At 63.7% G+C, this 23,439-nt stretch carries 20 protein-coding genes and 1 riboswitch; of the genes, 10 read left to right on the forward strand and 10 right to left on the reverse strand.

Annotated features, from left to right (window positions below):
* Positions 1 to 56: 56 nt before the first annotated feature.
* Together AKG11_RS15360 and AKG11_RS15365 are read right to left on the reverse strand one after the other, a co-directional pair.
* Entirely contained in the window at positions 57 to 1,220 is a 1,164-nt protein-coding gene (locus AKG11_RS15360; RefSeq protein WP_050744506.1) for a polyamine ABC transporter substrate-binding protein, read from the reverse strand.
* Between the two features lie 30 nt (positions 1,221 to 1,250).
* Complete coding sequence (locus tag AKG11_RS15365) at positions 1,251 to 2,330, reverse strand: ABC transporter ATP-binding protein (RefSeq protein ID WP_050744507.1); 1,080 nt, start codon at positions 2,328 to 2,330, stop codon at positions 1,251 to 1,253.
* A 195-nt stretch (positions 2,331 to 2,525) separates the two neighbouring features.
* Between AKG11_RS15365 and AKG11_RS15370 the strand changes: the two genes are divergently transcribed.
* Complete coding sequence (locus AKG11_RS15370) at positions 2,526 to 3,338, forward strand: helix-turn-helix transcriptional regulator (protein ID WP_082342449.1); 813 nt, start codon at positions 2,526 to 2,528, stop codon at positions 3,336 to 3,338.
* Positions 3,339 to 3,671: 333 nt separating this feature from the next.
* On the opposite strand, the gene AKG11_RS15375 is transcribed toward AKG11_RS15370, so the two are convergent.
* The 6 genes from AKG11_RS15375 to AKG11_RS15400 all read right to left on the reverse strand — a co-directional run bounded on the left by AKG11_RS15375 (position 3,672) and on the right by AKG11_RS15400 (position 9,423).
* Positions 3,672 to 4,148 carry a 6,7-dimethyl-8-ribityllumazine synthase gene (locus AKG11_RS15375; protein WP_023516609.1) on the reverse strand — a complete coding sequence of 159 codons (477 nt, stop codon included), beginning with the start codon at positions 4,146 to 4,148 and terminating at the stop codon, positions 3,672 to 3,674.
* Between the two features lie 91 nt (positions 4,149 to 4,239).
* Positions 4,240 to 4,389: riboswitch (FMN riboswitch) on the reverse strand.
* 124 nt (positions 4,390 to 4,513) lie between these two features.
* Positions 4,514 to 5,575, reverse strand: a complete 1,062-nt coding sequence (locus AKG11_RS15380) for an ABC transporter ATP-binding protein (RefSeq protein ID WP_023516610.1) — start codon at positions 5,573 to 5,575, stop codon at positions 4,514 to 4,516.
* A gap of 9 nt (positions 5,576 to 5,584) precedes the next feature.
* Entirely contained in the window at positions 5,585 to 6,367 is a 783-nt protein-coding gene (locus AKG11_RS15385; protein ID WP_023516611.1) for an ABC transporter permease, read from the reverse strand.
* A complete protein-coding gene (locus tag AKG11_RS15390) occupies positions 6,364 to 7,254 on the reverse strand; it encodes an ABC transporter permease (RefSeq protein WP_023516612.1) in 891 nt (296 codons plus the stop codon). Before AKG11_RS15390 ends, AKG11_RS15385 begins: the two co-directional genes overlap by 4 nt.
* 83 nt (positions 7,255 to 7,337) lie before the next feature.
* Positions 7,338 to 8,444 (reverse strand): ABC transporter substrate-binding protein, encoded by a 1,107-nt coding sequence (locus AKG11_RS15395; protein WP_037409453.1) that lies wholly within the window; start codon positions 8,442 to 8,444, stop codon positions 7,338 to 7,340.
* Positions 8,445 to 8,544: 100 nt separating this feature from the next.
* The gene (locus tag AKG11_RS15400; RefSeq protein ID WP_024271536.1) at positions 8,545 to 9,423 is read right to left on the reverse strand and encodes a MurR/RpiR family transcriptional regulator; all 879 of its coding nucleotides are present in this window, start codon (positions 9,421 to 9,423) and stop codon (positions 8,545 to 8,547) included.
* A gap of 191 nt (positions 9,424 to 9,614) precedes the next feature.
* Here AKG11_RS15400 and AKG11_RS15405 point away from each other — a divergent pair, with 191 nt between their 5' ends.
* The 9 genes from AKG11_RS15405 to AKG11_RS15445 all read left to right on the forward strand — a co-directional run bounded on the left by AKG11_RS15405 (position 9,615) and on the right by AKG11_RS15445 (position 20,318).
* Positions 9,615 to 10,373, forward strand: a complete 759-nt coding sequence (locus tag AKG11_RS15405; protein ID WP_088016528.1) for an N-formylglutamate amidohydrolase — start codon at positions 9,615 to 9,617, stop codon at positions 10,371 to 10,373.
* A gap of 132 nt (positions 10,374 to 10,505) precedes the next feature.
* The gene (locus AKG11_RS15410) at positions 10,506 to 11,015 is read left to right on the forward strand and encodes a TRAP transporter small permease subunit (protein WP_024271538.1); all 510 of its coding nucleotides are present in this window, start codon (positions 10,506 to 10,508) and stop codon (positions 11,013 to 11,015) included.
* Positions 11,012 to 12,334, forward strand: coding sequence for a TRAP transporter large permease (locus tag AKG11_RS15415; RefSeq protein WP_023516593.1), 1,323 nt, complete (start codon positions 11,012 to 11,014; stop codon positions 12,332 to 12,334). The genes AKG11_RS15410 and AKG11_RS15415 overlap by 4 nt, the downstream gene beginning before the upstream one ends.
* A 129-nt stretch (positions 12,335 to 12,463) precedes the next feature.
* Entirely contained in the window at positions 12,464 to 13,519 is a 1,056-nt protein-coding gene (locus AKG11_RS15420; protein ID WP_023516594.1) for a TRAP transporter substrate-binding protein, read from the forward strand.
* A 79-nt stretch (positions 13,520 to 13,598) separates the two neighbouring features.
* Positions 13,599 to 14,963: a glutamine synthetase family protein gene (locus tag AKG11_RS15425; protein WP_088016532.1), complete on the forward strand. Its 1,365-nt coding sequence runs from the start codon at positions 13,599 to 13,601 to the stop codon at positions 14,961 to 14,963.
* Between the two features lie 115 nt (positions 14,964 to 15,078).
* Positions 15,079 to 16,458 carry an aldehyde dehydrogenase family protein gene (locus AKG11_RS15430; RefSeq protein ID WP_050744510.1) on the forward strand — a complete coding sequence of 460 codons (1,380 nt, stop codon included), beginning with the start codon at positions 15,079 to 15,081 and terminating at the stop codon, positions 16,456 to 16,458.
* Positions 16,458 to 17,603: an iron-containing alcohol dehydrogenase gene (locus AKG11_RS15435; protein ID WP_050744511.1), complete on the forward strand. Its 1,146-nt coding sequence runs from the start codon at positions 16,458 to 16,460 to the stop codon at positions 17,601 to 17,603. The genes AKG11_RS15430 and AKG11_RS15435 overlap by 1 nt, the downstream gene beginning before the upstream one ends.
* 218 nt (positions 17,604 to 17,821) lie before the next feature.
* Positions 17,822 to 18,538, forward strand: coding sequence for a ParA family protein (locus tag AKG11_RS15440; protein ID WP_024271540.1), 717 nt, complete (start codon positions 17,822 to 17,824; stop codon positions 18,536 to 18,538).
* Between the two features lie 256 nt (positions 18,539 to 18,794).
* A complete protein-coding gene (locus AKG11_RS15445; RefSeq protein ID WP_023516166.1) occupies positions 18,795 to 20,318 on the forward strand; it encodes a globin-coupled sensor protein in 1,524 nt (507 codons plus the stop codon).
* 159 nt (positions 20,319 to 20,477) lie between these two features.
* On the opposite strand, the gene AKG11_RS15450 is transcribed toward AKG11_RS15445, so the two are convergent.
* Both AKG11_RS15450 and AKG11_RS15455 read right to left on the reverse strand, forming a co-directional pair.
* On the reverse strand, positions 20,478 to 21,671 hold the full coding sequence (locus tag AKG11_RS15450; protein WP_050744512.1) for a glycoside hydrolase family 5 protein: 1,194 nt from the start codon (positions 21,669 to 21,671) through the stop codon (positions 20,478 to 20,480).
* Positions 21,672 to 21,872: 201 nt separating this feature from the next.
* The gene (locus AKG11_RS15455; protein WP_371260096.1) at positions 21,873 to 23,222 is read right to left on the reverse strand and encodes a L,D-transpeptidase family protein; all 1,350 of its coding nucleotides are present in this window, start codon (positions 23,220 to 23,222) and stop codon (positions 21,873 to 21,875) included.
* Positions 23,223 to 23,439 lie beyond the last annotated feature (217 nt).

Raw genomic sequence — 23,439 nt, forward strand, 5'->3', positions numbered from 1 at the left:
CTTCTCCCCGCTTGCGGGGAGAAGGTGGCCGGCAGGCCGGATGAGGGGCGAGACGGCTATGCCGACTTGAACCGTGCCATCAGCTCCGCCCGAGCCGGGTCCGTCAGCGTCACGGCGGCGCCGAATTCGAGCGGGGTCAGGGCGGCCTCGTCGGGATAGACGATCTTGTTGCCGGTGATTTCGGCCGGCAGCAGCGAAAGCACGCGGCTGTCCGTCGTCGGCGCACCGTTGGCGATGTGCTCCTTCACCGCGTTTTGCGGGTCCATCAGGAAGTTGAGCAGGGCATAGCCGGCCGGCTTGTTGGTGGCGCTCTTCGGCACCGCGTAGAAATCCGACCAGATCTCGCCGCCGTCGGAGCCGAGCACGAACCGGATTTCCGGAATGTCGCGGTTGAGCTGGGCACCGTCATTCGTCCAGCACATGGTCATCCAGGCATCGGAGGCGCGCATGGAGGGCTGATAGTCGCTGTTGATGGCGTAGAGGTGCGGTTTGACCTTGATCAGCAGCTCCTCCGCCTTGGCGAGTTCCTCGGGCTTGATCGAATTGAACGAGAAGCCGAGCGAGACGAGGGCGTTGCCGATCGTGGTGAGCTGGTAGTCGTGCACCATGGCGCGGCCGTCCGCCTCGGTCATGGCGACCTCGAAGAATTCCTTCCAGCTCGTCACCTTCGATTTCACCTTGTCGGAATTGACGGCGATGCCCGTCGTGCCCCAGTTCTTCGGCAGCGCATAGACCTTGCCGTCGACCGTGCCTTCGTTGGTGAAGCGGGTGTTCTGGGTCTTGGCGTCGAAATTCGGCACCTTGGCAAGGTCGAGCGGGTCGATCAGGCCGAGGCCGGCATAGGTGGAGATCGTGTAGTTGGTGGGCACGAAGAGATCCCAGCCGGTGCCGCCGGCCTGGAGTTTTGCCAGCATCTCCTCGTTGGAGCCGAAGACATTCACCTCGACGGCAACGCCCGTCGCGGCGGTGAAGGCCTCGAAGGATGCCGGGTCGTGGTAGTTCGGCCAGGTGGCCAGCGACATGGTGGAGCCGAGGTCCTCCTGCGCATGGGCCTCGGAGGTGAAGAGCCCGGGCTGGCGGGCCAGTACGGCGGCGGCAAGGCCAAGGCCGGTGACGGCAAGGAAGTGGCGGCGTGACACGGATCCGCGCTTCAGCCGCATGAACTCGTCCGTTAAATCCCGAGCACTGATCGGGGCATTCTCTCTGAACCATTTCGACATGATACTGTTCCCCTGTTGGGCCTGTTTCCCTCAGGCCGGAAAGATATGCGTCTGGCCGGGGTCGAAGCTTATGGCGACCCGTTCGCCCGGCGCGACGAGGTCGTTTTGTGATTGGCTGTGGCGTTCGGCGGTGACGAGCAGGTCGCCGAGCCCGTCGACGGCGACGGAGTACTCGGCTGCCGAACCAAGGAAGATGCGGTGCGTGACCGTGCCTTCCAGCGTGGTGGTGCCGGCCGCTCCGCGCGACAGGCGGATCGCCTCCGGGCGGAGCGCGACCGTGACCGCGCCCGGCACGAGGTCGCCGCGTGCGGCGGGCAGCGCCGAGCCGTTGCCGAGACGCACGGTGCCGCCGGCCTCCAGCGTGCCGGAAAAGCGGTTCGTCTTGCCGACGAAGTCGGCGACGAAAAGATCGGCAGGTCGGTCGTAGACCTCCTGGGGCGTCGCGAGCTGACGGATGCGGCCGGCGCTCATCACACAGACGAGGTCGCTCATCGACAGCGCTTCCTCCTGGTCGTGCGTGACGAGCACGAAGGTGATGCCGAGATCGCGCTGCAACGTCTGCAACTCGATCTGCATGGCGGTGCGCAGCTTCTTGTCGAGTGCGGCGAGCGGCTCGTCGAGAAGGAGGACGGAGGGCTTGTTGACGAGCGCGCGGGCGAGCGCCACGCGCTGCTGCTGGCCGCCGGACATTTCATGGATGCGGCGCCTGGCAAAGCCGGTAAGGCGTACCATCTCCAGCGCCTCGCCGACACGGCGGGCGATCTCTGCCGCCGGTAGCCTCGGGCGCAGCTGTTTCAGCCCGTAGGCGACGTTCTTCTCCACGTCGAAATGCGGGAAGAGGGCGTATTGCTGGAAAACCATGTTGACCGGGCGGCGATAGGCCGGAACGCCGTTGGCAATGCTGCCGGCGATCAGCACCTCGCCCTCGCTCGGCTGTTCGAAGCCGCCGATCATCCTGAGGCACGTGGTCTTGCCGCAGCCGGACGGGCCGAGAAGCGCGACGAAGGCACCCTTCGGCACGGAGAGATTGATGTCGGAGACCGCGGTCACTGCGCCATAGCGCTTGGTCACCGAACGGAACTCGATGTCGTTCGTTGGGGCGGATGTCACGTCTGTTCCCTGCGGTTGTTGGTCTCTTGGCGATCTCTGTCGCCTTGGCCACCGTCGGGAGGAATGCTAGTCAGCGGCCGGTGGGTGGTATATACCCCGAGAGAGGTATTTTATCCGTAAATCGGCTGTGGAAGGAGTATATCCAGCGGCGGCCCATTTCGGTTGCTGCGGGAGGATCGGGGGAGCGGCGGCGTCATGCGGGTGGATTTCACGGCACTTTTTCACACGCTTGCGGACTGGACCGGTGCGCCGGAAAACGCCGACCGGCAGACCAGCGACCGGCAGACCGGCGAGATCCTGCTTGCGATGATGCGGGCCCTGGTGCGTTTCGACGACATCGTCATCTTCGCCTATCACGAGAAGGCGCGGCCGATCGATCTCTTCAGCACCTTCGATGCGGATGACCACCACGTCTTCGTGACGCTCTACCAGGCCGGACCCTACCTGCTCGATCCGTTCTACCGCACGACGCGGGCCGGCCGCGCCGGCATCTTCCGCATGCGGGAGCTGGCGCCGGACCGGTTCTTCTCGAGCGAGTATTTCCGCACCTATTATTCGCAGACGCGGCTTGCCGAAGAGCTCGGCTTCTTCGTTCCGGTGGAAAGCGGCGTGACCGTTGTGGTCTCGCTGATGCGGCGGGAGAAGACCGGTGTCTTTCCGGCGCAGGAATTTGCGCTGCTCAGCGATACCGAACCCTTCGTCGCCGCCCTCGTGCGGCGCGCCTGGAGCGGCCTTGGCGAGCGCTTTGCGGAAACGGGGCAGGGACGAGGCCGCCGGAGCGAACCCGTGAGCGCGGCCGACCGGGTGTGGCGCAAGCTGAACCTGACGGATCGCGAGGCCTCGATCATCGAACTCGTCCTGCAGGGGCACTCGTCGGAATCGATCGGCCTGAAGCTCGATATCTCCACCGGCACGGTGAAAGTCCATCGCCGCAACGTCTACCGCAAACTCGGCATCTCCTCGCAGATCCAGTTGCTGTCGATCTATCTGAAGAACCTTCAGGGGTAGACGGGGCGGCAGGCATGTCGACTGGAAAGAGCAGAGGCGGTTCTCCTCCCTCCGTCGTCCTCGGGCTTGACCTGGGGATCCATGCGCGGGTGGGGCGTGGATTGCAGTTCGAACCCGACCATGACGAAGAGGTTAGGGAGAAGGGCGCAGGCGTGCGAAGGAAAACATAGTGACTGGCGTGACCGTGGCGCTTTCAGGGGGGCGACGGGCATGCAGGGCGTGATGGGGGTAGTCCACGCAAAAGGCCCGGCATCGCTGCCGGGCCCCGTCTAGTCTTTTCAAAGGTTTGCGGGCCCGTCCGGACAGATCGATTCCGCGCCTTCAAACTTTGATTCAGGCGACCGTCGCCAGCGCCACCTGCGCCCGGGCATCGATGATCTGCCGGGCCGCGTTGGCGGCTTCCTTGCCCTTGATGACGAAATGGTCGCGGAAGAAGGCGATGTGGGCGTCCGATTCCTGGAAATTGTGCGGCGTCAGCACGGCCGAGAGCACCGGCACGTTGGTGTCGAGCCCGACGCGCACGATCGCGTCCACCACGGTGCCGGCGACGAAATCGTGGCGGTAGATGCCGCCATCGACGACGAGGGCGACGCCGAGAATGGCGGAGTAACGGCCCGTGCGGGCGAGAAGCTGGGCATGCAGCGGGATTTCGAGGGCGCCGGGCACGTCGATGATATCAACCTCTTCGGCGCGGCCGCCGAGCGCGGTCCATTCGGCGACGAAGGAATCGACCGCCTGATCGACGATGCCGGCGTGCCAGCGGGCACGGATGACGGCGATGCGGGCGGAGGGGGTGGCATTCACATTCATGTCTAGGCCTTTCAAGGGTTGAGCCATTTTGCAACGGTCCCCTTGGGCGAACACGCAGGACGCGGCCCACCAGTGACGGCGGGTTTCTCCTGCTTGCTCTCTTCCATCCGGACTGTGACCGTCGGCTCCGGCATCGCACCGGATCTGCTGACCCTTCCGTTTTGCGGAAGGCGCTTGCGGGCTCCGGGTTTTGACGCCCGATACCGCCGGTGGGGAGTTTCGCCCCGCCCTGAGAACGGGTGAAGACTAACCGGCGAGCGCCCGCAGATCAAATCCGCGGGCGACGCAAAAGGCGCAAATCACGACAGATTTTTCCAAAGCGTGGCCGAAGCTTGGAAAAGTGCTTCACGGCCGCGCCGGACTGCTCAGTCGCGGATGACCAGGAGATCGCCGGCCGTGAAGCGCAGCGTGACCGTGTCGCCGACGGTCGGCGGCACAAGGCCCGGGCTGTTGAACATGTCGAAGGAGATGACGCTGCCGCCGACCTTCATGCGGGTGCGGATGACCGAGCCGAGGAAGTTCGAGGAGACGACCTCGCCCGTCAGCGCCGTGTCGCCCTTCGCATCGGGCGCGATGGAGCCGGCTTCCGGGCGCAGTGCCAGCGAGACGGTGTCGCCGGCCTTCGCATTGCCGAGCGGCTCGCGCAGCGTCACGCCCTGATCGCCGATCGAGACGCGGTTGGCGGTGGGGTCGACGACTTTCGCCTCGATGAGGTTCAGCGTGCCGACAAAACTGGCGACGAAGCGGGTGGCCGGCCGGTTGTAGATATCGGCCGGTTTGCCGATCTGGTCCGCCTTGCCGGCATTCATCACGACGATGCGGTCGGAGATCGACAGGGCTTCTTCCTGGTCATGGGTGACGAAGACCGTGGTGATGCCGAGCTGCTGCTGGATCTGCCGGATTTCCTCGCGCAGCGACACGCGGATCTTGGCGTCGAGGGCGGAGAGCGGTTCGTCGAGCAGGAGAACCTGGGGCTTGGGCGCCAGCGCGCGGGCGAGCGCCACACGCTGCTGCTGGCCGCCGGACATCTGGTAGGGGTAGCGGTCGGCGAGATGGTCGAGCTTGATCAGCCCGAGCATTTCCTTGACGCGGGCGTCGATCTCCGCCTTGGGCCGGCCGGCGACCTTGAGGCCGAAGGCGACGTTTTCCGCGACGTTCATGTTCGGGAAGAGGGCGTAGGCCTGGAACACCATGCCGATGTTGCGCTGGTTGGGACGCAGGTTCACCTGGCTCTTGCCATCGATGGTGATCGCCCCGCCCGACGGCGTCTCGAAGCCGGCGATCATGCGCAGCACGGTGGTCTTGCCGCAGCCCGACGGGCCGAGGAACGAGACGAACTCGCCCTTTTCGATCGACATGTTGAAATCCTTGACGACCTGAACGGGGCCGAAGGACTTCTGGAGGCTGGTAAGAGTGAGAAAGCTCATGGAAAATCCTTAAGTCGCGCTCTGCGCGCCCTTCTGGAAACGGGAAACAAGCTGGATCAGGCCGAGGCAGCCCCAGGTCAGCGCGAAGGACATCACCGCAAGCGCTGCCGGCTCGTAGGCGCGGTTGGCGCCGAGAAGCTGCATGTACGGGCCGAAAGCCGGGCGGTTGAGCAGGGCGGCCATGGTGAACTCGCCGATGACGATGGCGAAGGTCAGGAACGCGCCCGACAGCACGGCGACCAGAACGTTCGGCAGGATGATCTTGGCGAGGATCGTCGTCCAGCCGGCGCCGAGGCTCTGCGCGGCCTCCGTCAGCGTGGCGATGTCGATGGAGCGAAGGCCCGTATCGACGGAGCGATACATGTAGGGCAGCGCCAGCGTCGCATAGCCGAACATCAGGAGGATGTTCGTGCCGGTGATCGAACCCGTCAGCGGCAGCCAGCTCGAGGTGTTGTAGAGCCTGATATAGCCGAAGACGATGACGATGGCCGGGATGACCAGCGGCAAGAGCGTGATGAACTCGATATAGGGACGAAGGCCCGGCAGCTTCAGGCGCACCCAGTAGGCGGTCGGTACCACCAGCAGCACGCCGAAGACGATGGTCGCGAGCGCCATCAGGATCGAATAGGTGAAGGTCTCCTGGAAGCGCGGATCGCCGAGCACGACGGCATAGGCATCCAGCGAATAGACGCCGCGGCGCATCTTCAGCGAGAAGTTGGTCATGCCGAGGAGCGGCAGGATGAAATAGAGCAGCCCGAAGATGAGGGCGCCCCAGGCCCAGAACTTCTTCATTTCAGCCACCTTTCACTGCGGGCGCGCAGCCAGATGTAGATCGTGTTGGCGATGCCCGTCACGACGATCATGCCGAAGGCGAGGGCATAGCCGAGATGCGGATTGCCGAGCACGTCGCCGCGGATCTGCGCGAAAAGCAGGATCGGCACGATGGAGAGCGAGGAGCCCGTGAGCGCGATGGCGGTGGCCACGGCGCCGAAGGCGTTGGCGAAGAGCAGCGCCAGCGTGCCGAGGAAGGAGGGCAGCAGGATCGGGAAGGCGACCATGCGCCAGTACTGCGCGTTCGTCGCGCCGAGGATCTGCGCCGCTTCCCGCCACTCGCGCTTCAGACCGTCGAGCGCAGGCGTGATGATGAGGATCATCAGCGGGATCTGGAAGAAGAGATAGGTGACCGTGAGACCCCAGAAGGACAGGATGTTGAAGCCGAGGGCGCGCAGGTCGATGCCGAGCTGGGTCTTCAGGAACACCGTCAGGAGACCGACGGGGCCGAGTGTCGCAAGGAAGGCGAAGGCGAGCGGCACGCCGGCGAAGTTGGAGGCGACGCCGGAAAAGGTCAGCAGCGGGCCGCGGATCCATTTCGGCAGGCCGCCGAGCACCGCGGCGGCCGCGACGGAAAAGCCGATCAGGCAGCCGAGCAGGGCGGAGGCGATGGAGATCTTGATCGAGATCCAGTAGGCCGAGAGGATGGATGTGGTGAACAGGCCCCGGATGTTGTCCAGGGTGAAGCTGCCGTCCGGCGTCTGAAAGGCGCCGATGACGATGCGCATCGTCGGCATGATCAGGAACAACAGGACGAAGATCGCGAACGGCACGGCGCCGAGCCAGTGCAGCGGGAGGCGGAAGGGCGCCCGCGCGGGCGGCGGTGCGGCTGAGCTGTCTGATGACATTAAGGTGGCCTCAAGGGGTTGCCGTCATTGGCATACCGCAATCGTCGCCCCGGCCTTGCAGCCGGGGCGACGGGGGATGTCGTTTACTGCACGTTCGCGCCGACGACGCTGTCCCAGGCGCCGGTCACGGCAGCCTTGTTGGCATCGACTTCCTCGAGCGTCGGGAAGTAGGCCTTTTCATAGGATTCTGCCGGCGGCAGGGCGTCGATCAGGTCCTGCGGAACCTTGCCGGCCTTGACCATGGCGTTGAAGCGTGCCGGATGGCAATAGCCCTTCAGCCAGCCGAGCTGACCTTCGTCGGAGTACAGGTGCTCCATCCACAGCTTGGCGGCGTTCGGGTGCGGCGCATAGGCCGAGATGCCCTGAACGTAGACGCCGGCGAGAACGCCCGTCGCGGGAACGACGACTTCGGTCGGCGGGTTGCCGTTGAGGGTCTTTGCCCAGCCGAGCGCGTTGTAGTCCCAGGCAATCACGATCGGGGTAGAGCCCTGTGCCAGCGTGCCGGACTTGCCGATAACAGGGACGAAGTTGCCAGCCTTGTTCATTTCGGCGAAGTAGGCAAGGCCTGCCTCACCGGCTTCCTTGCCGGACTTTGCACCCTTGCCGAGACCGGCGGCGAGAACGCCGAGGATAGCCTGGTTGGACGCACGCGGGTCGCCGGCGAGCGCGACCTGACCGGCATATTCCGGCTTCAGGAGGTCGGCCCAGTCCTTCGGCGTGTTGGCGACGAGGTCCTTGTTCACGAGAAGGGACATCACGCCGTAATAGTCGCCGTACCAGTAGCCTTCGGCGTCCTTGATGGTGTCCGGGATTTCGTCCCAGGTGGAGACCTTGTAGGGCTGCAGCAGGCCTTCGGCCTTGGCCGACGGGCCGAAGGCGAGACCGACGTCGATCACGTCGGGCGACTGCGGGCCCTTGTTGTCCTTGTTGGCCTTGATGGCTTCGATTTCGTCAGCCGAACCGGCATCCGGGTTCAGTTCGTTGACCTGGATTTCCGGATACTTTGCCTTGAAGGAGGCGATGACGTCACCATAACCGCACCAGTCGTGCGGCAGCGCGATCGTCGTCAGCATGCCTTCCTTCTTCGCCGCTTCGATGAGCTCGGCGCTCGGCTCGGCGAAGGCGAGCGAGGGAATGGCAATTGCCAGCGCGGTGGAGAGCGAAAGCAGACGTTTCGTATGTGACATCACGGGTGTTCTCCTTTTGTGAGTCAGTCAACTTCGGCGAAGCTGATACTGGCGGCAGATGAAGCTTATGTGACAGTTTTATTTCGTTTTTTTCTGATGTCTATCAGGTCTTGCCGGGAACCTCCGACCGGGGTTTGCGAAAAAGCCGGCTGGCCTCGAAGAGGCCCTCCAGCGTTTTCATTCGGCCGCTGGTTTCCTCCCAGCCCGAACTCTGGACGGCTTCGATCAGCGCCTCCACGATGAACAGCGTCACGACGGACGAGTCCCAGGCGGAAGGCACCTCGATATGCACGCGAAAGACCTTCGCCGCGACCTTGGCGACGGGCGAAGCCCACTGGTCGGTGAAGAGAACGATTTCCACGCCGCGCTCGCGGGCGGCGCGGCCGAGCGTCTCCATCTCCTGCTCGTAGCGGCGGATATCGAAGATGACGAGCACGTCGCCGGCCTTCATGTTCAGCACATAATGCGGCCAGGAACTGGGATTGGCGGCGATCTGCGTGACGTTCGGGCGGATGACCTGGAGATGGGTGAAGAGGTAGTCGGCGAGCGCCTTCGTGATGCGCCCGCCGATGATGTAGATGCTGCGCTGGCGATCGGCGAGAAGGGCGGCGGCACTGTCGAATTCGGCGGTTTCCACCTGCGAGAGCGTCTGGCGCAGGTTGGTCATAATCGCGTCGGCGAAGCGGTTGAGGATGTGCGTGCCCGGTGCCTTGGTCGCCCAGCGGTCGTGTTTGCTGATCGGGTTCGACAGGGTGGCTTCCAGCTCGTGGTGGAGGCGTGCCTGGAAATCCGGGAAGCCCCGGAAACCGAGCTTCTGCACCATGCGGGCGACGGTCGGCGTCGACACGCCGGCGTTTTCCGCCACCGTGGTGATGCTGCCGAGGCCGGAGACGGGATAATTGTCGAGCAGCGATGTGGCCAACTGCTTTTCGGCGCGCGTCAACGCGTCGAAATGGGCACTGATCACATCCGACACCGTCATGGATGCTTGGTTGAGCGTCAAATTGTTCCCCTGCGCTTCGGTCTTTGCCGAAGTTTCGGAAATAAAGCGCGCTGTCACAATTCGAGTCAAATGTTTTTTTGAAGAGATTTTTTCAATACCCCGTTGACAGCGGCCAGACTGTGAAGAATTCTCTTCATTAACGATAAGAGCCGGTCGAGGGGATCAGGCTAATGGGAATTCTGACTGGAGAAGAGGGCGACCCCGTCGCCCTGGAGAATAGTATTGCCCGCGGCCCGGTCATCCTGGTCTGCGAGCATGCTTCCCGCCTGCTTCCGAAGGCGCTCGGCACGCTCGGCCTGCCCGAGGAGGCGCTTGAAAGCCATATCGCCTGGGATCCCGGTGCGCTTGCCGTGTCGCGCCTCATTGCCGAACGTCTCGATGCGGCCCTGGTTTTCCAGCGGTTCTCCCGCCTCGTCTACGATTGCAACCGCCCGCCGGAATCGCCGGCCGCCATGCCCGAAAAGAGCGAGGTTTTCGCGGTTCCCGGCAATGCCGGCCTCGATCAGGCGGCGCGCGATGCCCGAACGCAAGCGCTCTACCTGCCATTCCGGGAAAAGCTCGCCGGTCTGGTGAAGAGCCGGATCGGGGAGGGCAGGGCGCCCGTCATCGTGACCATGCACAGTTTCACGCCGGTCTATTTCGGCAAGCCGCGCGCGGTCGAGATCGGCATCCTGCACGACGCCGACACGCGCCTTGCCGACGCCATGCTGGCAGCCGGCGCTGGCGGCCCCTACGACATCCGCCGCAACGAGCCCTATGGGCCGGAAGATGGCGTGACGCATACGCTCAAGGAGCACGGCCTTTCCAACGGCCTTGCCAACGTGATGATCGAGGTCCGCAACGACCTCATAAAAGACGAAGCCGGCCAACGGGTCGTGGCCGACTATCTGGCGGGACTGCTCGAAAAGAGCCTTCCCGCGATCCAATAAAAAGACCCGGGGAACGACATCCGTGGAGACGGAGAAGAACACGAACAGGAGAGGCCAAGCGGATGCTTGTGTTGCTACAAAAGGGGTATGGCCCGGTTGAGAAAACCGCCGCCGTCGGCGGAGGCAGGGGCCATGCCTGATTTCATCAAGCGCTATGTTCGCTTCGTCGACACGTTCAACCGGCGTGTCGGCCTTTTTGCGATGTATCTGATTTTCGCGATGTTCGCGATCCTGTTGTATTCCTCTGTCTCGAAGGCATTCCACCTGCCGGCGAGCTGGACGCTGGAATCGGCGCAATTCACCATGGCCGCCTACTATATGCTCGGTGGCGCCTTCGCCATGCAGACCGGCGACCATGTGCGCATGGACCTTTTCTACAGCAATTGGTCCGTCCGCAAACGTGCGGTCTTCGATACGGTCACGGCGGTCGCCCTGATCATCTTCCTCGGCTTCATGCTCTACGGTGGCATCACCAGCACGACCTATGCCATCCAGTTCAAGGAAAAGAGTTTTTCGGCCTGGGCACCCTATATGGCGCCGATCAAGATCATCATGACCTTCGGCATCGTGATGATGCTCGCACAGGCCAGCTCTTCGCTCTTCAAGGATATCGCTGAATTGCGGGGAAGGCCGATCGCATGAGCTATGAATTCATCGCAATCACGATGTTCGCCGGCATGATGGTGCTGCTGCTCACCGGGCAGCGGGTCTTCGCCGTCATCGGCTTCGTCGGCGTCGTCGCAGCCTTCCTGCTGTGGGGCACGGGCGGCTCGGAAATGGGCTTCGCCTCGGCCATGAAGCTCGTCAAATGGTATCCGATGCTGACGGTGCCGATGTTCGTCTTCATGGGCTACATGCTCTCGGAATCGGGTATCGCCGAGGACCTCTACAAGGCGTTCCACGTCTGGATGGGATCGATCAACGGCGGCCTGGCGCTCGGTACGATCGGCCTCATGGTCATCATCTCCGCCATGAACGGCCTTTCGGTCGCCGGCATGGCGATCGGCGCCACGATCGCGCTGCCGGAGCTGCTGCGTCGCGGCTACGACAAGGTGATGACGACGGGTGTGGTGCAGGGCGGCTCGACGCTCGGCATCCTGATCCCGCCGAGCATCGTGCTCGTGCTTTACGGCATGATCGCCCGCGTTCCGGTCGGTCAGCTCTGGCTCGCCGGCGTGTTGCCGGGTCTCCTGATGGCGTTGCTGATGGCGATCTACGTCTATGTGCGATGCCGCATCAACCCGTCGCTCGGCCCGGCCTTGCCGGCGGAAGAGCGCGACGTGCCGATGGCCGAGAAACTGAAGCTCCTGACCGCGGGCATCCTGCCGCTCGGCATCTTCACGCTGATGATGTGGCTGTTCCTGAGCGGCATCGCCAGCCTCGTGGAAGCCTCGGCGGTCGGCGCGATCTCCTCGGCGCTCGTTGCCTGGCAGCGCGGCCGCCTCAGCGTCAAGTTGTGGAACGACGTTCTGCAGAAGACGCTCGGCATCACCTGCATGTTCATGTGGATCCTTATCGCCTCGCTCTGCTTCGGCGCCGTTTTCGACGGTCTCGGCGCGGTCAAGTCGATCGAGCGCTTCTTCCTGGGTGACCTCGGCCTCGAGCCCTGGCAGGTGCTGGTGCTGATGCAGCTTTCCTTCCTCGTCATGGGCATGTTCCTCGACGACACGGCGATGCTTGTCATCGTGGCGCCGCTCTACATCCCGCTGGTGCAGAAGCTCGGCTTCGACCTCGTCTGGTACGGCGTGCTCTACACGATCACCTGCCAGATCGCCTACATCACCCCGCCCTTCGGCTACAACCTGTTCATGATGCGCGCCATGGCGCCGCCCGGCATCGGCATGACCGACATCTACAAGTCGATCTGGCCCTTCGTCGGCATCATGATCGCGAGCCTGATCATCATCGGCTGCTTCCCGGAAATCGCGACGTGGCTGCCGAACAACTACTACGCCAAGTGAGGACTTTGCCGGCGGCAAGGCCGCCGGCACCAACGCGCAATGAGGCCGATAGAAGAAAAGACGATTGATCGTCCGGGATGAACGGCCGTTCCCGGCAAAAGCGAGACGTTTAACCAGAGGGATAGAGATATGACCAACAGACGGCAATTTCTGACACGGGCTGGGGCAGTCACGATCGGTGCGGCCGGCGCAGCGACGCTTTCGGCACCCGCCATCGTGCGGGCGCAGACCGCCATCAAGTGGCGCTTCCAGACCTATGCCGGCGCCGCGCTCGGCGAGCACGTCACCAAGCCGATCATCGACGCCATCAACGCCACCGCCAAGGGTGAGCTGGAGATCGAGCTTTACTTCGCCGACCAGATCGTGCCGACGGGCGAACTGTTCCGCGCGCTCCAGGCCGGCACGATCGACGCCGTGCATTCGGACGACGATTCCATGGCGTCCCCGGCTGATGTCGCCACCTTCGGCGGCTATTTCCCGCTTGCCACCAAGCAGATCCTCGACGTGCCCGTGCTCTTCAAGCAGTACGGCCTCGCCGACATCTGGCGCTCGTCCTACGAGAAGGTTGGCGGCGTCGTCTGGCTCTCCTCCTCAGGGCAGGATCCGTGCCACTTCAACACCAAGAAGGCGATCAACACGCTGGCCGACCTTCAGGGCCTGCGCCTCTACACCTTCCCGACGGCCGGTCGTTTCCTCAGCCAGTTCGGCGTCGTGCCGGTGACGATTCCCTACGAAGACGCGCAGGTCGCCGTGCAGACCGGTGAGCTCGACGGCATGGCCTGGTCGGGTATCACCGAGGACTACACGGTCGGCTGGGCCGACGTGACGGATCACTTCCTGACCAACAACATCTCCGGTGCCTGGATCGGCTCGTTCTTCGTCAACGAGAAGAAGTGGGCGGAACTGCCCGATCACCTGAAAAAGCTGGTCATGACGGCGATCGAGGCCGGCAACAACTACCGCGACCAGTGGTACTGGGGCGGCGAGGCGAAGCTGCGCGCCGAGGGCACGAAGCTCAAGCTCACCAGCATTCCCACGGCCGAATGGAAGGCCGTGGAAGATGCGGCAAAGGTGTTCTGGAAGGAGATCGCCGGCCAGAGCGAAACGGCTGCCAAGGTCGTCAAGATCTTCGAGGACTACAACGCCGTCATCAACAAGGCCGGACCGCCCTACGTCAACGGCTGATTGACCAAACCCTTCGGACCGGGCCCGCAAGGCCCGGTCCGGCACGACGCCCCAACCCGCAGGACCACCCCCGATGACCATGACCTATAGTTTTGATGACCTGAAGAAGGATGTGGCCGAGGGCCGCATCGATACCGTTCTGGCGTGTCTCGTCGACATGCAGGGGCGCCTGATGGGCAAACGTTTCCACGCACAGTTTTTCGTCGATGGCGCCTATGAGGAGACGCATAGCTGCAACTACCTGCTGGCGACCGACATGGAAATGGAGACCGTGCCCGGTTACCGCTCGACGAGCTGGGCCGCCGGCTACGGCGACTACACGATGAAGCCGGACCTTGCGACGCTGCGCAAATTGCCCTGGCTGGAAGGTACGGCGCTGGTTCTCTGCGACGTGCTGGACCACCACACCCATGCCGAGGTTCCGCATTCGCCGCGCGCCGTCCTGAAAAAGCAGGTCAAGCGGCTCGAGGCGCTGGGGTTGAAGCCCTTCATGGCGAGCGAGCTTGAATTCTACCTGTTCGACCAGACCTTCGACGATGCGCGCGAAAGCGGCTACCGCGACCTGCGCACGGCCTCCGGCTACAACGAGGATTACCACATCTTCCAGACCACCAAGGAAGAGGACGTCATGCGGGCGCTGCGCAACGGCCTGCAGGGCGCCGGCATTCCGGTGGAAAATTCCAAGGGCGAGGCTTCGCCCGGCCAGGAGGAGATCAATGTCCGATACGCCGAAGCCGTGACCATGGCCGACCGGCATTCGATCATCAAGAACGCCACCAAGGAAATCGCCTGGCAGCGCGGCAAGGCCGTCACGTTCCTCGCCAAGTGGAACTACAACATGGCCGGCTCTTCCTCGCATATCCACCAGTCGCTGTGGAGCCTTGACGGCAAGGAACCGAGGTTCTTCGACAGGGACGGCAAATACGGCATGTCGGAGATGATGCGCATGTATGTGGCGGGTCTGCTCGCCCATGCCAGCGAGATCACCTATTTCCTCGCGCCCTACATCAATTCCTACAAGCGCTTCGTTGCCGGCACCTTCGCACCGACCAAGGCGATCTGGAGCAAGGACAACCGCACGGCCGGCTACCGCCTGTGCGGCGAGGGCACCAAGGGCATCCGCATCGAGTGCCGCGTCGGTGGTTCCGATCTCAATCCCTATCTCGCCATGGCGGCGCTGCTCGCCGCCGGCATTGCCGGCATCGAGCAGAAGCTGGAACTGGAAGCGCCCTTCGAAGGCGACGCCTATGGTGGCAAGGACATCCGTGAGATCCCGAAGACGCTGCGCGGGGCGACCGCCGTACTGAAGGACTCCGACATGCTGCGCGAGGCCTTCGGCGACGATGTCGTTGATCACTATGTCCGTGCGGCCGAATGGGAGCAGGAAGAATACGACCGTCGCATCACCGACTGGGAGGTGGCGCGCGGCTTCGAGAGAGCGTAAGGCTCAGCACACCGGCGGCGGCTGCGGCGGAAAGTAGCCCTTCGGGGATATTTTCCGGCCGGCAGGATCGGATATTGTCCCACGCCAGAGTTTAAACTGAAACAGGAAGTCGATCATGACTGTGATCAAATGCATATCCCCCGTGGACGGCTCGGTCTATGCCGAGCGCGAGGCGATGCCGCTGGCCGCCGCGCAGGAGGCCGTCGCCCGTGCGAAGAAGGCCCAGAAGGCCTGGGCGAAGCGCCCGCTGGAAGAGCGTATCCAGCTCGTCCTGAAGGGCGTCGCGCGCGTCAACGAGATGGCCGACGAGATCGTGCCGGAAATCGCCTGGCAGATGGGCCGCCCGGTCCGTTACGGCGGCGAGTTCAAGGGCTTCAACGAGCGCTCCAACTATGTTGCCGAGATCGCCGGTTCGTCGCTGGCGCCGATCGTCATCGAGAACAGCGAGCGTTTCGAGCGCCGCATCGAACGCGAGCCGCATGGCGTCGTCTTCGTCATCGCGCCGTGGAACTACCCCTACATGACCGCGATCAACACGATCGCCCCGGCGCTGATGGCCGGCAACGTCGTCATCATCAAGCATGCCGCGCAGACGCTGCTCGTCGGCGAACGGCTGGTGCGCGCCTTCAACGAGGCGGGCGTGCCGGAGGATGTCTTCCAGAACGTCTTCCTCGACCATGACACGACCTCGGCGCTCATCGCCGGCAACAGTTTTGATTTCGTCAACTTCACCGGTTCGGTCGAAGGCGGCCGCTCCATCGAGCGCGCGGCAGCCGGCACCTTCACGCCGGTCGGCCTCGAACTCGGCGGCAAGGACCCTGGTTACGTCATGGAAGACGCCGACCTTGATGCCGCCGTCGATACGCTGATGGACGGCGCGACCTACAATTCCGGCCAGTGCTGCTGCGGCATCGAGCGCGTCTATGTCAACGAGAAGCTCTACGACGCCTTCGTCGAAAAGTCGGTTGCCTGGGTCTCCAACTACAAGCTCGGCAATCCGCTCGATCCCGAAACGACGCTCGGCCCGATGGCGCACAAGCGTTTTGCCGCAACGGTGCGTTCACAGATCGCCGACGCCGTCTCGAAGGGCGCCAGGGCGCTGGTCGATCCCAAACTTTTCCCGGCGGATGACGGCGGTGCCTATGTCGCCCCGCAGGTCCTCGTCGATGTCGACCACTCGATGGAGTTCATGACGGAAGAGACTTTTGGGCCGGCCGTCGGCATCATGAAGGTGAAGAGCGACGCGGAAGCGCTCGCGCTGATGAACGACTGCAAATACGGTCTCACCGTCTCGCTCTGGACGAAGGATTCCGACCGCGCTGCCAAGATCGCCCGCGACCTTGAGACCGGCACCGTGTTCCAGAACCGCGCCGACTACCTCGATCCGGCCTTGTGCTGGACGGGCGTCAAGGAAACCGGCCGCGGCGGTTCGCTCTCCGTCATCGGCTTCCATAATCTCACCCGCCCGAAATCCTACCATTTCAGGAAAGTATAATGACCATCACCGCCAACTGGAGCTACCCGACCGCGATCAAGTTCGGGGCCGGCCGCATCAAGGAACTCGCCGACCATTGCAAGGCGGTCGGCATGAAGAAGCCGCTGCTCGTCACCGATCGTGGTCTTTCGACCATGGCGATCACGAAAGAGGCCCTCGACATTCTTGAGGCCGCTGGTCTTGGCCGGGCGATGTTCGCCGAGGTCGATCCGAACCCGACCGACAAGAACCTCGAAGCCGGTGTCAAGGCGTTCCGCGACGGCGGGCATGACGGCGTCGTCGCCTTTGGCGGTGGCTCCGGCCTCGACCTTGGCAAGGCTGTCGCCTTCATGTCGGGCCAGACGCGCCCGGTCTGGGATTTCGAGGATATCGGCGACTGGTGGACCCGCGCCAATTCCGACGGCATCGCGCCCATCGTCGCCGTGCCGACGACGGCCGGCACCGGTTCGGAGGTCGGCCGCGCCTCGGTCATCACCAATTCCGAAACGCACACCAAGAAGGTGATCTTCCATCCGAAGTTCCTGCCTTCGGTGACGATCTGCGATCCGGAACTGACGGTCGGCATGCCGAAGGTCATCACGTCGGGCACCGGCATGGATGCCTTCGCCCATTGCCTCGAAGCCTATTGCTCGCCGTTCTACCACCCGATGAGCCAGGGCATCGCGCTCGAGGGCATGCGCCTCGTCAAGGAATTCCTGCCGCGCGCCTACAAGGACGGCACGGATATCGAGTCGCGCGCCAACATGATGTCGGCCGCCGCCATGGGCGCCGTCGCCTTCCAGAAGGGGCTCGGCGCGATCCACTCGCTGTCGCATCCGGTCGGCGCCATCTACAACACGCACCACGGCATGACCAATGCCGTCGTGATGCCGCCGGTGCTGACCTTCAACCGCCCGGCGATCGAGGCGAAGATCGCCAGCGCCGCCGCTTACCTTGGTATTGCTGGTGGTTTCGACGGCTTCTTCGACTACGTGTTGCGCCTGCGCGAGGAACTCGGCGTGCCGGACAAGCTCTCCGCGCTTGGTGTTGGCACCGACAGGATCGACGAAATGGCCGCCATGGCGATCGTCGATCCGACGGCTGGCGGCAATCCGGTGGAGCTGACGCTGGACGCGGCCAAGCGCCTCTTCGTCGAGTGCATCTGAATTCTTGCCGTTAACAAATGATAGAGGCCCGGAAAACCAGCGTTTTCCGGGCCTTTTTCTTGAGGAAACGCAAATTGGTGGCGTTCTCGTTAATCTTCGCCATCCGGTTGTTTCCAATTCGTTAACCATGTTTTGAAAGGTTTGATTGAGCGGGCGCCATTTTCATCGGGCCGCCTGACGAGAGCGATGCGAAGCTCGCAGCATTCATGAGGAAAGACATGCCAGTCATCACATTTGCCAATGCCAAGGGTGGCGCGGGCAAGACCACAGCGGCCCTGATCCTTGCCACCGAGCTTGCAAGCCGGGGGCACCGCATCACCATCCTCGATGCCGACCCGCAGCGCTGGATCAGCCACTGGCACGAGGTTTCCGGCCGCCAGCGCAACATCGCCGTCATCTCGGAGGTTTCGATGGGCTCCCTCCAGGGCCATATCCGCGAGAACCGGGATACGACCGACTATTTCATCATCGACCTTGCCGGTGCACGGGATGCGCTGGTCGCCACCGCCATCGGTCTCTCCGACCATGTGATGATCCCCGTGCAGGGCTGTGCGATGGATGCGCGCGGCGCGGCGCATATCCTCGAGCTCCTGAAACAGCTCGACGAGAAGGCGGGCATCCGCATCAACCACTCCGTCGTGCTCACCCGCATGAATGCGCTGGTGACGACGCGGGCGATGACCACCATCAAGGCGCTGCTCGCCGCTCGCGGCGTTGCCGTGCTCGATACGCCGATCGGTGAACGTACCGCCTTCCGCGACATCTTCGACTGTGGTGGCACGCTCTATACGATGGATGCGGCCAAGGTGAGCAACCTCGACAAGGCCTGCGAGAATGCGCGCCTCTTTGCCGACGAGGTTCTTCGGCTCCTGCCGGTGCGCAAGCGTGTCGCCACCGAACGCGGCTTCTTCCGCACCCTTCAGCGGGCGGCCTGACCGCTTCAAATTGACGAATGCCAAGAACGGCTGCGACGAACGGCGCAGCCGTTTTTCGTGCCGCAACGCAAAGCTGGTAATGAACAATTTACTACGCTTAACCTAATGATATCGCGTTAGAAAGTCACCCCATCGGCCTTGCGCCGCCACGGGGACCCATGAAGGGTTACGGGCAAGATGCGGTGCCGCCCGGCACCGCTGCCCCGATTGTTTGTCGCTTTCCCCGTTTTCTCGAGTTGCCAGGATACCCCTCGGAATGAAGCCAGCCCCGCAGACCGCCAGCCAGAACCATGATATCGCGCGCCGTCTGGACTACCTCGGCCTCGACGAGGCAGCCCTGAAGCGTCTGCGTACGCTGAAGCCCTTCATCGAGAAGGAGCTCGGCCCGGCGTTGGACAAGTTCTACGCGATCGTGCGCAAGAGCCCGGAGGTGAACCACCTCTTCTCCAACGAAGCGCATATCAACCGGGCGAAGAATGCCCAGCTCGGTCATTGGGCGAACATCGCAACCGGCGATTTCACGGGCGACTATGCCACCAAGGTCCAGACGATCGGCCATGTGCATGCGCGCATCGGCCTGGAGCCGCGCTGGTATATCGGTGGCTATGCGCTGATCGTCGAGCATCTTCTGACGGAAGCCGTCAAATCTCTCTGGCCGAAGCAGGGCCTGTTTGCGCGCCAGGAGATCGGGCCGGAAGAGTTCGCGGCGCGTTTCTCCAGCCTGCTCAAGGCGATGTTCCTCGATATGGACCTCTCCATCTCCGTCTACAACGACATGACGGATCTCGCCAAGCAGCAGGCGGTGCAGGCCCAGGTCGTCGCCGAGGAGCGCAAGATCGTCAGCGACAGTTTCGGTGCTGCGTTGAAGCGCATCTCCGACGGCGATCTCACCGCGCGCATCACCGGCCCGCTGCCGCAAGCCTACGAGGCGCTGCGCGATGACTTCAACCACGCCATTTCCACGCTCTCGCAGGCGATCGGCAGTATTGGCGCAGGCGCCGGCTCCATTCATCTCAGCGCTCGTGAGATCGCGGTTGCGTCCGACGACCTTGCCAAGCGCACCGAACGGCAGGCCGCGAATCTGGAGGAAACGGCCGCCGCCGTCGAGCAGGTGACCACCACCGTGCGCCAGACGGCCCAGAGCGCCAATGAGGCGAACGCCCTCGTGATCGCGGCGCGTGACAATGCGCAGCACGGCGGCGAGATCGTGGAGCATGCGATCGTCGCCATGGGAGAGATACAGGCGTCCTCCTCGGCCATCGCCAACATCATCGAGGTGATCGACGAGATCGCCTTCCAGACCAACCTGCTTGCGCTCAATGCCGGTATCGAGGCGGCGCGGGCGGGCGAGGCGGGGCGCGGCTTTGCCGTCGTTGCCTCCGAGGTGCGGGCGCTTGCCCAGCGCTGTGCCGATGCGGCGAAGGACATCCAGAACCTCATCGCCAAGTCGCATAGCCAGGTCGAGGACGGTGTGCGTTCGGTCGGCGAAGTCGCCCAGTCGCTGCGCCAGATCGTCACCCAGGTCGTCGAGGTCAGTGCCGTGTTCAACGCGATCCGTGCCAGCACGGCGGAACAGGCGACGGGCCTGCTGGCGGTCAATCAGGCGATCAACGCCATGGACCAGATCACCCAGCAGAACGCCGCCATGGTCGAGGAGGCGAATGCCGCCAGCCAGGCCTTGACGCAGGAAGCCGCCTCCATCGCCGCCCAGCTCAGCGCCTTCCGCACCAGCGGCGAGGCCCGCCCGGCGCAGGGCTCCGGCTACAGCCGCGCGGCTTGAGGCAGTCTTTCGGTCCATCGGGGCGGAGCGGCACGGAAGGCTGCTCCGCCCTATTTCCAGGGTATTTCCGCTGAACGCGCGTTCATCGGAAATGCCTTGTCTCCTTGTTTTTCCGGCATTGTCCGACGCCGAAGCGATCCCGTTTCGGCTGGAAATGCTCTATTTCTGCATGCGCGCCTTCAGAAGCTCCATAAGCTTGCCGTCGCGCGGCAATGTGCCGGCCTTGCCCTGTTCCTTCAGCCAGTAGAACCGGCCGGGTTCCACCTTGGCGGACAGTTCATAGTCCATGCCCTCCCACTCGTCCTCGCGGAAGGAATAGAAGGCCCAGTGGCCGCCTCGCGCATCCACGGCGTCCGTGACGTCGGTCAGATAGGTGCCGCAGTCGGTCCACAGGCGCATGCAGCCGAATTCGGCGGCAACCACACGGCTCGGCGGCACGCCGGCGGCCTTTGCCCAGTCGAAGGCCGTGCCGATATGATCGCCGATGGCTTTCCGATCCCAGGCCGTCTTGCCGCCGGCATAGTCCGTCGTGGTACCGGGATAGGAAAGCGGCGTTTTGCGCTTCATGTTCGGCGCGCTCGTGGCGTCATAGGGCTCGTACATGTGGAAGGCATAGAGCACCCGCTCATCGGCAAGACGCTCCGGCCAGGCGGCGAGGGCACGCGGATTGGCGTAGTAGCCGCCATCGACCATCACGGGCGTTACCGGATCGACGGTGCGGATTGCCGCGATCATGCGCATGTAGAGGTTTGGCAGGTCGCGGGTGCTGCCGGTGTTCTTCTCCTGCCAGGCGGAGATCTCCGCCATTGCGGCGTTTTCCGCAAGCCCGGTCGTCTTTTCCGGGGCCGGTTCGTTGAGCAGGTTGTAGGCGGCGACGGCCGGATGGTCCTTGAGCGCCGCTGCGAGGTCGTGCCAGAACGCGACCGCCTGGCCGGCATAGGCCGGGTCGGACCATAGCCGGTCGTCGAACTTTCCGCCGTTCTGCTGCTTCCAGCGTGCGCCGGGCAGGCTGAGCGGAGTGATCACGACCTTGAGACCGGCGGCCCCGGCGGCGTCGAGCGTCTCGCGCAGCCTGGCGAGGTCGCCGGGCGGCAGGCCCTTGTAGCGGTCTGCGTCGCCGATCAGGAAGTCCCTGCCTTCGCCTTGCCATTTGCTGAAGGTGAGCCTTACCCAGCTGGCGCCGGTTGCTGCGAGTGCGTCGAAATAGGCCCGGTCCGGTGCCGCGGCGTTGAAACTGTTGCCGCCCTTCTGCGGGCTGTCCCAGAAGCCGATGAGGTCGGCAGCGCCGGCGGCGGGCGGCAAGAGGCCGGCAAGCGTGAGGCAGAGAAGGGCGGGGCGGAGTTTTTCAAGCATGGGAGACCGGATTTTCGAATGCGACTTGCAGCAAGGGCGTGCGGAAGGATGGTTGCCCGTTCGCTTGCCAGAAGGACGTATCGACGCCAAAGGCGGCATTTTCCGGCCCACCGCGTGACGGAACGGCGCCATGCAACGGTTTTTCCGTGCAAATGAAAAAGCCGGCCTGAGGGCCGGCTTTTGCGGGACATCGTGTCATCGTCAGTCGACGAACTCGACCGTCACGCCGGCGCTGGCCATCTTGGCGAGTTCCGTCGCGTCCCAGTTGGTCAGGCGGATGCAGCCGTGGCTCTGCGTCTTGCCGATCTTCGAAGGCTCCGGCGTACCGTGGATACCGTAGGTCGGCTTCGACAGCGCGATCCAGACCGTGCCGACCGGGCCGTTCGGACCGGGTTGCAGGGTCAGCACCTTGTTGTTGCTGCCCTGCTGGAAGTTGATCTTCGGGTTGTAGGTGTAACCGGGATTGAGCGCGATGCGCTCCACGGTCACGGTGCCCGACGGCGAGGGCGTGTCGGCCGAGCCGATGCTGGCCGGATAGGCGGCGATCAGCGTGCCGTTCGCGTCATAGGCGAGCACCTGCTTGCGGCCCTTGTCGGCGAGGATCTTGGCGACCTTGCCGGTCTTCTTTTCGCCGGTATCGACGACCTTGATGATCGTGCCGGGAATGGTGAAGTCGACCCCCGGGTTGATCTCCTTCAGATAGGCCTCGTCCATGTGGAATTTTTCGGCCAGCATTTCCGTGGTCGAAGTGAAGGAGAGGTGCGGCAGCGCCGCCTTCTGGGCATAGTCGTCCGGGATGGCGGCGACATAGGGGCCGGCCGCATCGGCAGCACTGATTTCGTAGGTGGTGAAGGCGAGGCCGCCCGACAGGCGCAGCCGTTCCAGGATGTCGTCGGCATTGTTCGGATCGAGCGTCTCGCCCGTCGCATTCTGCCAGGCCTCGATCGCCTTGGTGACGTTCGAGCCCTTCCTGCCGTCGATCACGCCGGGCGAAAAGCCCTCGCGGTCGAGGAAGACCTGGAGCGCGGTGATCTCGGCGGAGGACATCTTGCCGATCGCGATCGCCGGCTGGAACTTCGGGCCGGGCACGAATTCCGCATTGGGGTCGGTGCTGTTTTCCGGCAGCGCCGCGCTGTCGTCGGAAAAATCGGGCAGGGGCTGCGAGCCGCCGAAATCGGCGTCCGGCAGCGGCTGGCGCTCGATGTCGCCCGGCAGGCCCTCGCGCATTTCCGGCACGGAGCTGGTGGTCAGCTCGTCGCCGTAGTCGGCTTCCGGCGCCGGGGGGAAATAGTCGGGGTTCGTTTCTGGGTAGCCGCGCGCCTCGCGGCGCGGGCGATAGTCGTCGCCGCGCGCGAAATAGCGGTCGGCCTGCATGGCGGTAGCGACGACGTTGCCCCAGCCGTCGACATAGACGGTGCGACCGCGGTTGTCGCGCATCACGCGCACGCTGCCATCGTCGGGAACATAGTCGAGAATATCGCCTTCCGGCGAGACCAGAACCGTGTCGCGCGAGGAGAAACGCTGCTGCGCGTGCGCCGGCAAGACGGCGATTCCGAGGACGGATGCCGCGGCAAGGAGCGAAAGGCTTGTTTTAAAAATAGAATTCACGACTCTTGACCTGCCTGCTTGCACATATCGCGCGGACGGAACACTTCAATTCAGACCTTAATATGAAAAAACTGAATCGATGGTGAACGTAAGGTCAACGCGCATTGCAAAAACTTGTGACCGGGCGTGATGGTTCCCGTGACGCGATGCGAGGCAAGGG

Source organism: Shinella sp. SUS2 (assembly GCF_001262505.1).
Taxonomy (GTDB): domain Bacteria; phylum Pseudomonadota; class Alphaproteobacteria; order Rhizobiales; family Rhizobiaceae; genus Shinella.

What these genes read in the sequence shown, in the direction of transcription:
- AKG11_RS15430 (WP_050744510.1), top strand. Translation starts at nt 15,079, where the DNA reads ATGACTGTGATCAAATGCATATCCCCCGTGGACGGCTCGGTCTATGCC.
- AKG11_RS15360 (WP_050744506.1), bottom strand. Translation starts at nt 1,220, where the DNA reads ATGTCGAAATGGTTCAGAGAGAATGCCCCGATCAGTGCTCGGGATTTA.
- AKG11_RS15370 (WP_082342449.1), top strand. Translation starts at nt 2,526, where the DNA reads ATGCGGGTGGATTTCACGGCACTTTTTCACACGCTTGCGGACTGGACC.
- AKG11_RS15405 (WP_088016528.1), top strand. Translation starts at nt 9,615, where the DNA reads ATGGGAATTCTGACTGGAGAAGAGGGCGACCCCGTCGCCCTGGAGAAT.
- AKG11_RS15410 (WP_024271538.1), top strand. Translation starts at nt 10,506, where the DNA reads ATGCCTGATTTCATCAAGCGCTATGTTCGCTTCGTCGACACGTTCAAC.
- AKG11_RS15445 (WP_023516166.1), top strand. Translation starts at nt 18,795, where the DNA reads ATGAAGCCAGCCCCGCAGACCGCCAGCCAGAACCATGATATCGCGCGC.
- AKG11_RS15425 (WP_088016532.1), top strand. Translation starts at nt 13,599, where the DNA reads ATGACCTATAGTTTTGATGACCTGAAGAAGGATGTGGCCGAGGGCCGC.
- AKG11_RS15420 (WP_023516594.1), top strand. Translation starts at nt 12,464, where the DNA reads ATGACCAACAGACGGCAATTTCTGACACGGGCTGGGGCAGTCACGATC.
- AKG11_RS15450 (WP_050744512.1), bottom strand. Translation starts at nt 21,671, where the DNA reads ATGCTTGAAAAACTCCGCCCCGCCCTTCTCTGCCTCACGCTTGCCGGC.
- AKG11_RS15390 (WP_023516612.1), bottom strand. Translation starts at nt 7,254, where the DNA reads ATGTCATCAGACAGCTCAGCCGCACCGCCGCCCGCGCGGGCGCCCTTC.
- AKG11_RS15385 (WP_023516611.1), bottom strand. Translation starts at nt 6,367, where the DNA reads ATGAAGAAGTTCTGGGCCTGGGGCGCCCTCATCTTCGGGCTGCTCTAT.
- AKG11_RS15375 (WP_023516609.1), bottom strand. Translation starts at nt 4,148, where the DNA reads ATGAATGTGAATGCCACCCCCTCCGCCCGCATCGCCGTCATCCGTGCC.
- AKG11_RS15435 (WP_050744511.1), top strand. Translation starts at nt 16,458, where the DNA reads ATGACCATCACCGCCAACTGGAGCTACCCGACCGCGATCAAGTTCGGG.
- AKG11_RS15415 (WP_023516593.1), top strand. Translation starts at nt 11,012, where the DNA reads ATGAGCTATGAATTCATCGCAATCACGATGTTCGCCGGCATGATGGTG.
- AKG11_RS15400 (WP_024271536.1), bottom strand. Translation starts at nt 9,423, where the DNA reads ATGACGGTGTCGGATGTGATCAGTGCCCATTTCGACGCGTTGACGCGC.
- AKG11_RS15440 (WP_024271540.1), top strand. Translation starts at nt 17,822, where the DNA reads ATGCCAGTCATCACATTTGCCAATGCCAAGGGTGGCGCGGGCAAGACC.
- AKG11_RS15380 (WP_023516610.1), bottom strand. Translation starts at nt 5,575, where the DNA reads ATGAGCTTTCTCACTCTTACCAGCCTCCAGAAGTCCTTCGGCCCCGTT.